At 59.5% G+C, this 12,372-nt stretch carries 17 protein-coding genes and 2 rRNA genes; 17 read left to right on the top strand and 2 right to left on the bottom strand.

Annotated elements, in window-relative coordinates; all coding sequences use genetic code 11:
* From HY737_08815 to HY737_08790, 6 genes are all read left to right on the top strand, one after another.
* Positions 1–186 (top strand): 23S ribosomal RNA (locus tag HY737_08815); the annotation flags it as partial.
* 43 nt (positions 187–229) lie between these two features.
* Positions 230–346, top strand: a 5S ribosomal RNA gene (gene rrf, locus HY737_08810).
* A gap of 550 nt (positions 347–896) precedes the next feature.
* On the top strand, positions 897–2,177 hold the full coding sequence (locus HY737_08805) for a hypothetical protein (protein ID MBI4598483.1): 1,281 nt from the start codon (positions 897–899) through the stop codon (positions 2,175–2,177).
* A 214-nt stretch (positions 2,178–2,391) separates the two neighbouring features.
* A complete protein-coding gene (locus tag HY737_08800; GenBank protein MBI4598482.1) occupies positions 2,392–2,601 on the top strand; it encodes an AbrB/MazE/SpoVT family DNA-binding domain-containing protein in 210 nt (69 codons plus the stop codon).
* A 10-nt stretch (positions 2,602–2,611) separates the two neighbouring features.
* A complete protein-coding gene (locus HY737_08795) occupies positions 2,612–2,983 on the top strand; it encodes a type II toxin-antitoxin system VapC family toxin (GenBank protein MBI4598481.1) in 372 nt (123 codons plus the stop codon).
* A gap of 220 nt (positions 2,984–3,203) precedes the next feature.
* Complete coding sequence (locus tag HY737_08790) at positions 3,204–3,710, top strand: hypothetical protein (GenBank protein ID MBI4598480.1); 507 nt, start codon at positions 3,204–3,206, stop codon at positions 3,708–3,710.
* A 2-nt stretch (positions 3,711–3,712) separates the two neighbouring features.
* Here the strand turns inward: HY737_08790 and HY737_08785 are convergent, their stop codons facing one another.
* Positions 3,713–5,020 carry a hypothetical protein gene (locus HY737_08785; protein ID MBI4598479.1) on the bottom strand — a complete coding sequence of 436 codons (1,308 nt, stop codon included), beginning with the start codon at positions 5,018–5,020 and terminating at the stop codon, positions 3,713–3,715.
* An 83-nt stretch (positions 5,021–5,103) separates the two neighbouring features.
* On the opposite strand from HY737_08785, the gene HY737_08780 reads away from it, so the two are divergent.
* Both HY737_08780 and HY737_08775 read left to right on the top strand, forming a co-directional pair.
* On the top strand, positions 5,104–5,502 hold the full coding sequence (locus HY737_08780; GenBank protein ID MBI4598478.1) for a response regulator: 399 nt from the start codon (positions 5,104–5,106) through the stop codon (positions 5,500–5,502).
* A complete protein-coding gene (locus HY737_08775; GenBank protein MBI4598477.1) occupies positions 5,499–6,083 on the top strand; it encodes a tetratricopeptide repeat protein in 585 nt (194 codons plus the stop codon). The genes HY737_08780 and HY737_08775 overlap by 4 nt, the downstream gene beginning before the upstream one ends.
* Here HY737_08775 and HY737_08770 read toward each other — a convergent pair.
* Positions 6,080–6,589 carry a paraquat-inducible protein A gene (locus HY737_08770; protein MBI4598476.1) on the bottom strand — a complete coding sequence of 170 codons (510 nt, stop codon included), beginning with the start codon at positions 6,587–6,589 and terminating at the stop codon, positions 6,080–6,082. The genes HY737_08775 and HY737_08770 overlap by 4 nt on opposite strands.
* Positions 6,590–6,706: 117 nt before the next feature.
* Between HY737_08770 and HY737_08765 the strand changes: the two genes are divergently transcribed.
* The 9 genes from HY737_08765 (at position 6,707) to ruvB (ending at position 12,332) form a co-directional block, all read left to right on the top strand.
* Positions 6,707–7,171, top strand: coding sequence for a hypothetical protein (locus HY737_08765; protein MBI4598475.1), 465 nt, complete (start codon positions 6,707–6,709; stop codon positions 7,169–7,171).
* Positions 7,172–7,235: 64 nt separating this feature from the next.
* Positions 7,236–7,631, top strand: coding sequence for a response regulator (locus HY737_08760; protein MBI4598474.1), 396 nt, complete (start codon positions 7,236–7,238; stop codon positions 7,629–7,631).
* Between the two features lie 87 nt (positions 7,632–7,718).
* Positions 7,719–8,138, top strand: coding sequence for a response regulator (locus HY737_08755; protein ID MBI4598473.1), 420 nt, complete (start codon positions 7,719–7,721; stop codon positions 8,136–8,138).
* An 89-nt stretch (positions 8,139–8,227) separates the two neighbouring features.
* Entirely contained in the window at positions 8,228–8,878 is a 651-nt protein-coding gene (locus HY737_08750; GenBank protein MBI4598472.1) for an HAD-IA family hydrolase, read from the top strand.
* A gap of 21 nt (positions 8,879–8,899) precedes the next feature.
* On the top strand, positions 8,900–9,301 hold the full coding sequence (locus tag HY737_08745; GenBank protein ID MBI4598471.1) for a response regulator: 402 nt from the start codon (positions 8,900–8,902) through the stop codon (positions 9,299–9,301).
* A gap of 78 nt (positions 9,302–9,379) precedes the next feature.
* A complete protein-coding gene (locus HY737_08740) occupies positions 9,380–10,129 on the top strand; it encodes a YebC/PmpR family DNA-binding transcriptional regulator (GenBank protein MBI4598470.1) in 750 nt (249 codons plus the stop codon).
* Positions 10,130–10,132: 3 nt separating this feature from the next.
* Complete coding sequence (gene ruvC / locus HY737_08735) at positions 10,133–10,636, top strand: crossover junction endodeoxyribonuclease RuvC (GenBank protein MBI4598469.1); 504 nt, start codon at positions 10,133–10,135, stop codon at positions 10,634–10,636.
* Entirely contained in the window at positions 10,633–11,274 is a 642-nt protein-coding gene (locus tag HY737_08730) for a Holliday junction DNA helicase RuvA (GenBank protein ID MBI4598468.1), read from the top strand. The genes ruvC and HY737_08730 overlap by 4 nt, the downstream gene beginning before the upstream one ends.
* Positions 11,271–12,332, top strand: a complete 1,062-nt coding sequence (ruvB, locus tag HY737_08725) for a Holliday junction branch migration DNA helicase RuvB (protein MBI4598467.1) — start codon at positions 11,271–11,273, stop codon at positions 12,330–12,332. The genes HY737_08730 and ruvB overlap by 4 nt, the downstream gene beginning before the upstream one ends.
* The last annotated feature ends 40 nt before the right edge of the window (positions 12,333–12,372 follow it).

Raw genomic sequence — 12,372 nt, 5'->3', positions numbered from 1 at the left:
GGGTAGTCGTGTCCGGAACGGATAAGCGCTGAAAGCATCTAAGCGCCAAGCCGCCTCCAAGATAAGGTTTCCCGGGGCGCAAGCCCCCTGAAGGCCTCTGGTAGACTACCAGGTTGATAGGCTGGACGTGGAAGACCCGTGAGGGTTTCAGCGAACCAGTACTAATCGGCCGTGCGGCTTAACTACTTTTTCTTCTTCGCGAGACACTATCGTTGTTCTTCAAAAAATGCCTGGTGACCATACCGAGGGGGCCACACCCGATCCCATTCCGAATTCGGAAGTTAAGCCCCTCAGGGCCGATGGTAGTCATCCCGCAAGGGATTGCGAGAGTAGGTCGTTGCCAGGCTATTTCTTTTCCCCTCCCGCCACCTGCTTTTGGCTGCAATTGCGCCGGCTGGCCTGCGTCTTCGGATCGCTGCGGCTAGCGTACTCTTGAGTACGCGGCGCCTCGCGATCCATCGACTCGGCTTCAGCCGGCGCAATTTCGCTTCAAAACCAGTGGCGGGAGGGGAAAAGTAGCGTGGTTTGCAGATGATTTCGTATGCGCGGTGGCCTGCGACCGAGCCCGCGCGGGCGGGCGACGGGAGTGCCGTTTACCCTAAAGGTAAACGGCCGCTCTAGGATCGCTCGCCTTGCGTACTGTTCAGTACGCGGCGGCTCGCGATCCGTCGGCTCGGCTTCAACCAGGGCGTTTTCGCTTCGGAATGGCCGGGAGGATGGGGGAAAGCTGGGTTACGAGGAGTCTGAAAAGGCGTACAATGTAACTGGTGCAGCATGCGCAGCGTCGAGCCAACAATCAACGTCTAACCCAACGGCGGTCCATCCGGACCGCCGTTTTTATATCAAGAGAGAATTCCGGCGCGTTGGAAGAAGGATCTAACTTCAGGAGGGAAGAGATGAGAAAAATAGCCTGCATGGCCGCTGCTTTGGTTGTGTTGACCTGGTTTTCTTCTGATTGCTCAGCATCGGAGCAGCCAAAACGGACTCCTGTCGTCAAGACACCACATGCGATTTGGAAGCGAAACGGCGACGATGTCTATAACACAAACATTGGGAATATCGGCATTGGAACAGCTCAACCTACTGAGAAGCTCAACGTTGTTGGTAACGTCAAAATTAGCGGCCTCAATCATGGGGTAATTTTTCCTGATGGAACGATCCAAGCGACCGCGGCCACTGCAAGCGTCGGAGTGCCCTCAGGTTTTTCCATCATTGGAGAAACCACTCAATCCCCACCGGGCTATTCTTTCCTTGGGACGATTCCTGTCGGAACGGATTTTTGGTTTGATGCGGGTAGTCAACTTCAAGTCGGGCGTGGGTATGTGTCCGGTGCAACCATTAGAAATCTGACGTATCTACTTGGCGGATTACAAGGGTCCACCATTCTTAATCTGGTCACGGTTGTGAAAAAGATCTCACAGGCGACCGTGAGCTATGATGACGGGATCGCACAACCCATGCCAACTTCGAGAAATAACCTGACGGCAGAAGGGGTTGGAGGAAAAATCTACGCAATCGGTGGCTCGACGACCGCGGTTGGTTCTGCGACCGATGCGGTGGAAGCGTTTGATCCTGTGACCAATCATTGGACGACAAAGGCCCACTTGCCAACGGCTCGATTCGCTCTAGCGAGCGCGGTTCTCGATGGGAAAATCTATGTGATTGGCGGTCACAATGGAGTCAGCGGGATTGATGCGGTCGAAATATATGATCCGTTGAGTGACAGCTGGACCTCTACGACGCCGCTGCCCACTCCTCGTTGGAGTCTTGCCGCAGCATCGGTCAATGGCAAGATTTACGCCATTAGTGGTACAGTCGTCTCTGGCGCGCAAGATGGCCGAGTGGAGGAGTACAATCCTGCTACGCATGTTTGGTTAACCAAAGCGCCGATTCCAACCCCACGACGTGGCTTGCGGGCCATCGTAGTGAACAACCGTATTTTTGCGATCGGGGGCTATTCAGAGTCTGGCGGTGTTCTTGGGATCGTAGAAGAATATAACCCCAGCACTGATACCTGGAAATCCCGTCCACCAATGCCAACCGCACGACAGTTTCCTGCGGTTGGACTTTTAGGGAACAGCATCTGTGTTTCGGCTGGAAGTCTTGGAGCCGGCGACTCTGCTGTTATTGAATTATACGAGCCGCTCTTCGAGTACTTTCTTCACAAGAAAAATTAATTTCCCAGGATTTCTGGAGACGAGACTTAGGGGAGTTCCAGCTCGAGTTCCGGAGTTCCGGGGACACGAGACTTAAGTCGGCAGGATACCGAGGCTATGCGGGCTCGGGCGCAGGACTCCGGTGGCGGGACGGCGGGGAGATTGACAAAGGGAAAAACGTAAGATATAATTAGTATCGATAGAGTAAAACGTAAGACACTCAAGGAGTCCGGCCATGACGCAGGTGACGGTGTCCTCGAAATACCAGGTGGTGATTCCGAAAGACGTGCGGCGGCAAGTGCCACTTCACACCGGCCAAAAGCTGGCCATCGTGGTGAAAGAAGGCACCATTACCTTGCTGCCGGATCGGCCCTTGGCAACGTTTCGCGGCTTCCTCAAGGGCATGAAAGTCTCGGATCTTCGCGAGAAGCGGGATCGGATGTGACTCGTCGTCGATGCTGATTGATTCCTCCGGTTGGCTGGAGTTTTTTACCGAGGGGCCGCTGGCCAGCGAGTACGCTGCACACCTGAAGCATCTTCCCACCGTCGTCACCCCGGCAATTGTTCTCTACGAAGTCTACAAGATCATCAAGCGCCAACGCAGTGAGGAAGAAGCCCTCGCGGCTATCGCCCAGATGGGCAAGACCCGCATCATCCCGCTGACCGATACCATCGCATTGACCGCCGCCGACTTGAGCCTCGCCCATCGCTTAGGCATGGCGGATGCCATCATCTATGCGACAGCGTTGACCGAAGGGGTGAAGGTTGTGACCAGCGCCGCCGACCTTGCTCTACTTCCCGATGTGACCTATCTGAAAAAACCTTAAACATCTTGGGAGATCTAGGGGACACACGACGTCGTTGGGAGGTGGAGATGGCGGATCGGGCGGATATCTGGATTTCAGTGGTGTTGGGGGTGGGGGCAACCCTGTACGGGGTTGGGCTCATCCGGCTGCTGGCAGCGCAGTAACAGATGGCGATTGGGAATTCCGGGAACAGGGAGGAAGCGATGAAACAGAAAACCTTTAGGAGGAGAGTCAGAGCGACATGAGGTGGCGGATGCGGCGAAAATTCCTGCTGGGCATTGGCGTCGTCTGCCTGGTGGGCGGGATGGCGATTCTGTCGGTTCCAGCGGCCGAGCGCGTGATCGATGAGACCATCCAAGCGATCTTCCAGCGGGCGCATAGCGTGATGAAGGATCTGCGGGCAGACCTGCAAGCGGTGATGGATGGCTTTCTCGCGAGCGACCTCACGGTCATTCAAGAGCGGGCCAACAGGATCGCGAGCAAGATGAATCAGGTGGCGCGCCGGTACCCGCCGGAGAGCGGGGACGAGGTTGAGGAATGGAAGGCGCTGGCGGATATTGTGGAGCAGGCTCGGCTGCTGCAGCAAAAAGCCAATAGCGGCCACTATCAGGCCGCGTATCAGCACTATACGCTGTTGGCGCAACGCTGCATCTCGTGCCATCAGGTGCGCCGACAGTGGGGGAAGTTTTCTGACCCGCAGACAAGCCAACCCGTCGGGGGAGCCCAGGGACCGTCATCGGAGCCATAGGCCTACGGGGCGGTGACGCTGATGGTGCCGCTGAGGGTTCCGGCAAGATCGTGAGGATCCACCGCCACCACATAGATGCGATAGATTCCCTCCTGCCGAGGCGCTTCGGCCTTCACCACGGGCCCGCGGCCATCGACCTTCAGAGGAATCTCGCGGTTTTGGAATTCTTCCAGCGTTGGGGTTTCCTCGCTGGTTGAGGCGAAGTAGCGAAATTCCACGGCCTCGCCTTCAGGTTCCCAGTAATCCACGCGAATCTCAAAGGGCTCGCCGGGGCGCAACGCCTGCTGCTTGCTGAACTCCAGCGCCCGCACCGCCGGAGGCCGATTGCCCATGGGCTGCTTCGTATAGAGCGCTTGAAGTTTGAGGAAGGCGAATCGCTTGTAGCGCTGGTAATTCAGGTTCCACCAGATCAGGGAAACTTGATTGGCTTCGCCGAGCGCAAACGGAAACCCGCCCAGCGCATACCCTCGGTGCCGCTGAATGAACGCGGCCTGTTGCTCGTAGAACTCTGAGCGCTCCACATCCGTCAGCTCGATCGCCTTGCCATGGATGTCCCGAGGCCGGTCCCACGGCCCGATCGGCCCGAACTCCGTCACGACATACGGGATCGAGAGCTTGTCGATCACCTCCCGATGCGCGTCTTCCAAGCCCCCATAGACGTTCAGCCCGAAAATATCCACGCTGGGCGCATACCGTTTGACGTAGTCGACGGCGGACGTAAACGCTGAGGTGTGAATGACGGGATGATGCGGGTCGATGGCATGGACCTCCTGAACCAGCGCTTCAAGAAATCGGCTGAACGCCACGCGCTCTTCCTCTTTCCGGGTGAAGTGGATCGTTTCATTGCCGATATTCCAGAACAGAATGGCCGGGTGGTTCTTATACGCGGTGACGTACTGAATCGTTTCGTCTCTGACCTGGCGCTGATAGGCCGTATCGGTGATGTAGCTGCACGTGCCGTCCTCATACACGGGGTTGAGCCAGATGCCGGCGTCGACGTACAACCCGTAGCGGTGCGCTTGATCCAGAAACTCGCGGGTGCCTTGGCGCGTGCCCCAGGTCCGGACCGTGTTCGCGCCCATGGCTCGCGCCATCGCGAGATAGTCCGCGCCATCGCTGCCGCGCGCATAGGCCGCTCCCACACCCTGAAGCTCAAAGGGGCGGCCATTGAGCAGGATCTGCCAGTGGCCTTTGGTTCCGGCGATGCGGACGACGTTGCCGGGAGAGGAGCTGTGGCGGGAGGGCAGGCTGCCGCAGCCGCTGAGCGCAACCGTGAGCCATGCCACACAACCGAACCAACGGGGCCTCACGCGCAGGGAACTCGCCATTGATCCACTATACCACAGGGTGGAGTTTGCGAGCGACACCAGGCGGTGCTACACTACGCTCAGCGATGAGAACCAAGAGGATCCTCGTGGTGGATGATGAGCCGAAAATCCGTGAGCTGGTCAAGCGAGCCCTTGAACCGTACCACTATTACGTGGTGACCGCCTCGAACGGCGAGCAGGGGCTGCAGTATGCGCAGCGCCATCGAGTCGATTTGATCCTGTTGGATCTGATGATGCCAAAAATGGACGGGTTTGATGTCCTCCTGCGGCTGAAAGCGAGCGCGTCGACGATCGGCATTCCGGTGGTGATCTTAACGGCCAAAAGCGATTCGCAATCGATTCTCCAATCCCAAGCGTTGCTGGCGCGCGATTACCTGGTGAAGCCATTTGATCTTGAGGTGCTCGTGCGCACGGTGATCCGTTACGCGAAGCCTCAGCGGTTGGAGCAGGAGATCCCCTCGTGAGACGCATCGCTGCCATCGGACTGCTGCTTGTGGTGGCGGGCGCATCCGCATGGGCGCAAGACGCCCCTCGCCCGCAGGCGTCGGAGCAGCAAGTGAATGAGCTGATCGCGCAGTACACGCTGCTCGTCCAGGCCAACCAGGTTTCCAAGGCGATCACCATGGCGGAGCGCGCCTTGGCCGCTGCCGAAGCGGCCTATGGCTTGGACCATCAGCAGGTCGCGCAAGTCCTGAATGATTTGGGCTACATGCGCCAGCGGCAGAGCGGATTTGCTCAAGCGGAGCAGCTGCACCGTCGGGCCCTGGCCATCCGCGAGCGCGCCTTCCCTCCCAACGATGCGGCGGTAGTACAGTCGCTCAATAACGTGGGGAAAGCGTATGCCGCCCAGAACCGCTTTGCGGAGGCTGCGGCGGTCTATCAGCGGTCATTGGCGCTGACGGAACGCCATGTCGCCCCGAATGCTCCGCATGTGCTCACGGTCCTCGAACCGTACGAGCACGTCTTGCGAAGGCAGGGCATGACGGAAGCCGCTGATGCGATGGCCAAGCGGATCAAGGAAATTCGGGCCGCCACGCCCCCCTAGCGCGGGCGCGATACACGTTTGGCGATGCGTTCAACGTACATCGTGGTCAGCATCGAGCAAAGAATGGCGCCGGCAAAGAAGTAGATGCCGATGCGAGGTTCAATGGTGACGAGCGGGCCCAGCTTCACCAGCACGATGAGAATGGCGACCACGAAGACATCCAACATTGACCACTTCCCTAACACACTTAACCACCGGAGCAGTTGGCTGCGCTGTTCCTCCCGCAGCTTGAGAAACCAGAGAGTGGCCAGGGCGAGCAATTTGATGACGGGAAAGACCATGGAAAAGAAGAACACGATGGTGGCCAACGCCAGCTCGCTTTGCTCCCACAAGCTGACGATGCCTGTCCAGACGGAATAGCTCGTCTGCCAAAATAATTTTTTTGAGTAGAGGATCGGCAGCGAAAGACCCTCAAACAGGAACACGGCGGAGAGGATAATGGTGGGGAGAACGACAAGCGTTGACCGAGGATACCGCTGGTACAAGGCCAATCGGCGGCCGCTCATGAGTGAGGTTATAACACGCCGCGCGGTCAAAATAAAGCGGGGAATCTACCTCACTAACTTGCGGTGGAAATCGATCGCTCTTCAATAGCGCGGGCGCGTATGGTATGGTTGTAAGAAATGAGCGAGACGGCCATACGATCATCGAGCCTGGTGCTCGGCGCGATCATGGTGACGGCGTCGCTTGCTTGGGCGGCGGATCAGACGACCGGCCCATCCGAGGCCTCAAAGGACGCCACGGATGACCCTGCCGCCTCTTCAGAAGACGGGGTCGGCTGGCAGCACGGGCTCACGCCGTATAGCGATGTCCCCGCCCCAGAGAGCGAGGCGGAGGATGCCAAGGCCTTAGCTCCCTCCGGAAACCGCGAATGGCAAGTCGGGCTGTCGGATTGGAAGGCGACACCGCCCAAGGAAGACAGTGGGGGCGTTTCCGCGAAACCGTCCTCGGCGCCCTCGGCGGCGTCCACGCCCGCGCCGGCGGAGTCTCTGAAAGCCCGGAACTTGATATCAGGAAAGCCTCCTTCGACGGCCCCCCAGCCCCCCAGCCCACGCAAGGCGCTGCGGTCGGAAGAGCGGCCCCGCTAGAGACGCCTCCTCCACTTGAGCCAGTCGTCGGCTTCCGCTATCATGGTGGGGTGAGGAGCCGGTGATGGCGCAGCCGCAACAACGGATTTTGCTGGTGGATGATGATACAAGCATGCAGAAGCTCTATACCAAGCGGCTGGAGGTGGCCGGATATGCCGTCAGCGTGGCGGCGGACGGCGAAGAGGCCCTGGCAAAAACGGCGACCGACCATCCGGATCTCATCATTCTGGATATCATGCTGCCCAAGCTCAACGGCTATGAAGTCTGCGCCCACCTGAAAAAGAATCCTGCGACCAAACAGCTTCCCGTGGTGATGCTGACCGCCAAAGATCAACCGAAGGACCATCTCGCCGGGCTGATGTTCGGCGCCGACGTGTACCTCACCAAAGACGAGGACGATTGCGTGCTCCTCGAGCAAATCACACGGCTGCTGGCACCCCCCGCCGCCGCGACCGACTAAGCCGGACATTCCCAGGCTCCTCGGCCTCTTGACAAGAGACTCCTCCGTCAGCCATACCTACAGTAGGCACATCTCATAGGGGGCCGGATGACCGTGACCGAACGCCACGAGGAAATCCTTGCGGTTGAAGATGATGACGCCCAGGCGAGGCTGCTGCGGCGCGTGTTGGAATCGGCGGGGTTTCAGGTGCATACCGAGCGCACCGGGCTTGAGGCGCTGAAATACGCCGCCCAGCATCCGGTCGCCTTGGCGATACTCGATCTGCGCCTTCCGGATATTGATGGATTCTCCGTCTGCGAAGAGCTGCGCAAACGGTACGATTCCTGGGCGGTGCCGGTCGTGATGGTGACCGGCCTGGATCGTCCGATTGATCAAGTCCACGGGTATCGCAGCGGGGCTGATGTGTATTTGACCAAACCGTATAACGTGGCCGAACTGTTGCAGATCGTGGGGTCGCTGCTTCACGGCCCAAGAGGCTCTGAAGTCTCGTGCGGTTGCTACTGGTAAGGCGGGGCGCCCCGGTCGTCTCGCTCGCCAACGCCATCCGCCGCCGGCACTTGCGCTGGCGGCGGTTGTGTTTTAGAGTACAATAGATCATGAAGCAGCTGCTCCTGTATGATCTTGATGGCACGCTCGTCGATACGCTGCAGGATATCACGGAAGCGGCGAATCACATGCGGCAGCGCGTGGGCCTCACACCGAAACCGGCCGAGGAGGTTCGGCGCTACATCGGCGGCGGCGTGCAGGAGCTGGTGCGCCAGTGCCTGGAAACGGAGGACGCGGCGGCGATCGACGACGGTGTTGAGATCTACCGCGCCTACTATACTCGGCATTTGCTCGATCACAGCCGGCTGTATCCGAACGCGCAGCAGATGTTGGAGTATTTCAAGGATCGTCGGCAGGCCGTGATCACGAATAAACCCAATCCCTATTCCACGCAGATTTTAGAGGGTTTAGGCGTGGCCAAGTATTTTCGCGACATCATCGGCGGCAATTCCGGGTATCCGAAGAAACCGGATCCGGCCGCGCTCATGGCGGTGCTCAGCCACCAGGCGGTTCCATCGATGGACGCGGTGTTCATCGGGGACAGCCCCATCGATGTGGAGACGGGGCGGCGGGCCGGCGTGCTGACCGCGATGGTCCTGCACGGGTTTTCTGATGAGGCCGAGCTGCGTGAGGCCGCGCCGGATCTGCTCGTGAAAGACTTCGAGGAATTGTTGGCGCAAGCGCAGCGGCAGCGCTGGTAGGGCGATGAGCCGGAGGAGATGATGGCGCAAGGCAAGCGGCGTGTCCTGCTCGTTGATGATGAGCCCGCCATTGTGAAGACCGTGGGCAAACGGCTTGAAGTTGCCGGCTACGAAGTGCTGATCGCGATGGATGGGGAGGACGCCCTGACGAAAGCTCGCCTCGGCCAGCCCGATGTGATTATCCTTGATCTGATGCTGCCGAAGCGCAGCGGCTACGACGTCTGCAGCACCTTGAAAAATGATCCCACGTATCGCGCGATTCCGATCATTATTTTCACCGGCAAAGGCCAAGAGATGGACGAAACGCTGTGCCGGGAGCTGGGTGCCAACGCCTACATCAGCAAGCCGCGGCAGGCCAAAGCGCTGATTGAGCAAATCGAAGCCCTCCTCGGCCACGTCCTGCCTGAGCCCCCCGCCACGTAAGCATTCCGGCGTTGTCGCGGGCCTTCACGGGTGTTATACTACCGCCATCTTACCGACGAGAGCCTGGCATCCGCAGTCATGGCTGGACATTCCAAATGGGCGGGCATCAAGCATAAGAAAGCGATCGTTGATGCCCAACGAGGCAAGGCGTTTTCCAAGGTGATTCGGGAAATTACCGCCGCCGCAAGGATCGGCGGCGGGCATCCCGAGGCCAATCCCCGCCTGCGGCTCGCGATCCAAAAAGCCCGTGAAGTCAACCTGCCGAAAGACTCCCTCGAAAAAGCCATCAAACGCGGCACCGGCGAGCTGGAGGGCCAGGCGTTTGAAGAGATGACGATTGAAGGCTACGGTCCTGGCGGTGTTGCCGTGTTGGTGGAGCTTTTGACCGACAACAAAAACCGGACGAGCGCTGAAATCCGAAGCCTGTTTACGAAACACGAAGGCAATCTCGCTGGAGCCGGCAGCGTCTCATGGCTCTTTCAAAAGAAAGGCCTGATTCTCCTCAGCGCGAAGGGGCTCAACGAAGAGCAGCTGATGAACGCGGCCCTCGAGGCCGGGGCCGAGGACTTGAAGATGGAGGAAGGGCAGGCCGCCGTGACCTCAGACCCGCACGCCTTTGAGGCCGTGAAGAGCGCGCTGCAGAAGGCGGGATTTGCGTGGGAGTCGGCAGAGATCACCATGGTGCCCTCCTCGACCATGCGCGTGGACGACCCCTCAAAAGCGAAAACCCTGCTGGCACTTCTTGACGCTTTGGAGGACCAGGAGGACTCGCAGCACGTCTACGCCAATTTTGACATTCCCGACGCGCTCCTCACGGAGCACGCCTAAGACATGGTGATTTTGGGGATTGATCCAGGATTGAACGCCACAGGATTTGGGATTATCGAGACGATCGCGGACCGGTTGCACGTCAAAGCGGCTGGGGAGATCCGCCCGCCACGCGGCAAACCGCTGGCCGAACGGCTGAGTGCGATTCATGGCCGGCTCTTAGCGCTGATGGCCACTCACCGTCCGGACACGGCGGTCATCGAGAAGATTTTCACGCACCATGGGCATGTCACGACCGCGGCGATGATGGGCCATGCGCGCGGGGTGGCGTGCCTCGCGGCGCAAACCCAGGGGATTCCGTTAGTGGAGTATCCGTCCACGCAGGTCAAACGCGCCGTGACCGGCAACGGCCATGCGTCCAAGGAGCAAGTCGGACGCATGGTGGGGCAATGGATTGATCGCGCGGATCCGTCCTGGTCAGCGGATGCGACCGATGCCTTGGCCTTGGCGATTGCCCATGCCCATGCGGTCACACAGCGTCATCATCTGGCCGGGGTGCTCTCATGATCTCGCGCCTGCGGGGCACGGTGCGCCAGATCGGTGAGCAGCAGCTGCTCCTTGACGTCAACGGGGTCAGCTACGAGGTGTTTGTGGCCCCGTCGATTCTGCAGACCGTGCAGGAGCGCTTGACCGACAGCGGAGAGTTGGAGCTCGTCACCTTCCACTATCAGCAGCTGGAGGTGGGGCGGGGGGTTCCCGTGCTGATCGGATTTCTGAATGAGATCGAGCGGGAGTTTTTCACGCGGTTCATTTCGGTCTCCGGCGTGGGGCCGCGCGGAGCGCTCAAAGCGCTCACCCAGCCGATTCCGGTGATTGCCAAGGCGATCGATGAGGGCGATGCGACGCTGCTGCGGTCGCTGCCCGGCATCGGCGAGCAGCGGGCGAAGGAGATCATCGCGAAACTCCAGGGCAAGGTGGGCAAGTTCGCCCTGATGCAAGCGAAGGGGGCCGGCACCGAGCCGAGGGATGATCATGCGCCCGCGCTCGAAGATGAAGCGGTGGCGATTCTCGTGCAGCTAGAATACAAGCGGCCCGAGGCGCGGCAAATGGTCAAAGCCGCGCTGGAGCGAAACCCGAAGCTCAAAACCGCCGAGGATCTGCTGAACGAAGTCTATCGCCAGCAACGGTTGGTTGAGACGATATGAAGCCGAAAGCCGCTCTTCCGCCGATGCCGCCGGCGCTGCCGCCGAATATCGAGAACGATGAGGACCGCGTTCTCAACTTAAGCCTTCGTCCGAAGCGTTTCGATGAGTTCGTCGGCCAGACTCAGGTCAAAGACAATCTCCAGATCGCCATTGATGCCACCACGCGGCGCAGCGAGCCGCTGGAGCACGTGCTGCTGGCTGGCCCGCCTGGGTTGGGCAAGACGAGCATCGCGCACATCGTCGCCAATGAGCTCAGCGCGAAAATCACGGCGACGAGCGGCCCGGCCATTGAGCGCGCAGGAGATCTCATCGGCATTCTGACGAATCTGGGCAAGGGCGACGTGCTGTTTATCGATGAGATCCATCGGCTCTCCAAAGTGGTCGAGGAGTTTCTCTATCCGGCGATGGAAAATTTCGAAATCGATTTTGTCATCGACAAAGGCCCCTATGCCAAGACGATCAAGTTTCATCTGAAGCGCTTTACGTTGATCGGGGCCACGACGCGGGCTGGGCTCTTGTCGAATCCATTGCGCAGCCGCTTCGGCATGGTGTACCATCTAGAGTTCTATACGCCGAGCGAGCTGACCAGGGTGATTGCGCGATCGGCGAAGATTCTGGGCATGAGTGTTGCTGATGAGGTCGCGCGGCTCATTGCCGAACGTTCCCGCGGGACCCCGCGCATCGCCAATCGGCTGTTGCGCCGGGTGCGGGACTACGCGCAGGTCAAGCATCACGGGGCGCTGACGCAAACCATCGCCGAGGCGGCCTTGGCCGCGCAAGGGATCGATGCGCTGGGGTTGGATGCGATTGATCGCAAGGTCTTGAAGATGATTATCGAGTTTTACGGCGGCGGGCCGGTCGGCATTGAGGCGCTGGCGGCGGCTCTCGGCGAAGAGCAGGATACGATCGTCGACGTGGTGGAGCCGTATCTGCTGGCCGCCGGCTTGCTGAAGCGGACGGCGCGGGGCCGCAAAGCCACGCGGCTGGCATACCAGCATGTGGCTGCATCGAAGGGCGAAAAATTGGCGTTGTTTGCGGCGGCATCCTCCAATGAGTAAGGAGAAGCACCAAATCCCAAATTCCAAACAATTTGGTCCT

This window comes from Candidatus Omnitrophota bacterium, assembly GCA_016209275.1.
Taxonomy (GTDB): domain Bacteria; phylum Omnitrophota; class Gorgyraeia; order Aquiviventales; family Aquiviventaceae; genus JACQWM01.
Note: the sequence above shows the minus strand (reverse complement) of the source record. Positions and strands in the feature narration are given on the sequence as shown.

Bases quoted from the DNA above. Each gene is read 5' to 3' on its own strand.
- HY737_08805 (MBI4598483.1), top strand. From the start codon at position 897: ATGAGAAAAATAGCCTGCATGGCCGCTGCTTTGGTTGTGTTGACCTGG.
- HY737_08800 (MBI4598482.1), top strand. From the start codon at position 2,392: ATGACGCAGGTGACGGTGTCCTCGAAATACCAGGTGGTGATTCCGAAA.
- HY737_08795 (MBI4598481.1), top strand. From the start codon at position 2,612: ATGCTGATTGATTCCTCCGGTTGGCTGGAGTTTTTTACCGAGGGGCCG.
- HY737_08790 (MBI4598480.1), top strand. From the start codon at position 3,204: ATGAGGTGGCGGATGCGGCGAAAATTCCTGCTGGGCATTGGCGTCGTC.
- HY737_08780 (MBI4598478.1), top strand. From the start codon at position 5,104: ATGAGAACCAAGAGGATCCTCGTGGTGGATGATGAGCCGAAAATCCGT.
- HY737_08770 (MBI4598476.1), bottom strand. From the start codon at position 6,589: ATGAGCGGCCGCCGATTGGCCTTGTACCAGCGGTATCCTCGGTCAACG.
- HY737_08765 (MBI4598475.1), top strand. From the start codon at position 6,707: ATGAGCGAGACGGCCATACGATCATCGAGCCTGGTGCTCGGCGCGATC.
- HY737_08760 (MBI4598474.1), top strand. From the start codon at position 7,236: ATGGCGCAGCCGCAACAACGGATTTTGCTGGTGGATGATGATACAAGC.
- HY737_08755 (MBI4598473.1), top strand. From the start codon at position 7,719: ATGACCGTGACCGAACGCCACGAGGAAATCCTTGCGGTTGAAGATGAT.
- HY737_08750 (MBI4598472.1), top strand. From the start codon at position 8,228: ATGAAGCAGCTGCTCCTGTATGATCTTGATGGCACGCTCGTCGATACG.
- HY737_08745 (MBI4598471.1), top strand. From the start codon at position 8,900: ATGGCGCAAGGCAAGCGGCGTGTCCTGCTCGTTGATGATGAGCCCGCC.
- HY737_08740 (MBI4598470.1), top strand. From the start codon at position 9,380: ATGGCTGGACATTCCAAATGGGCGGGCATCAAGCATAAGAAAGCGATC.
- ruvC (MBI4598469.1), top strand. From the start codon at position 10,133: ATGGTGATTTTGGGGATTGATCCAGGATTGAACGCCACAGGATTTGGG.
- HY737_08730 (MBI4598468.1), top strand. From the start codon at position 10,633: ATGATCTCGCGCCTGCGGGGCACGGTGCGCCAGATCGGTGAGCAGCAG.
- ruvB (MBI4598467.1), top strand. From the start codon at position 11,271: ATGAAGCCGAAAGCCGCTCTTCCGCCGATGCCGCCGGCGCTGCCGCCG.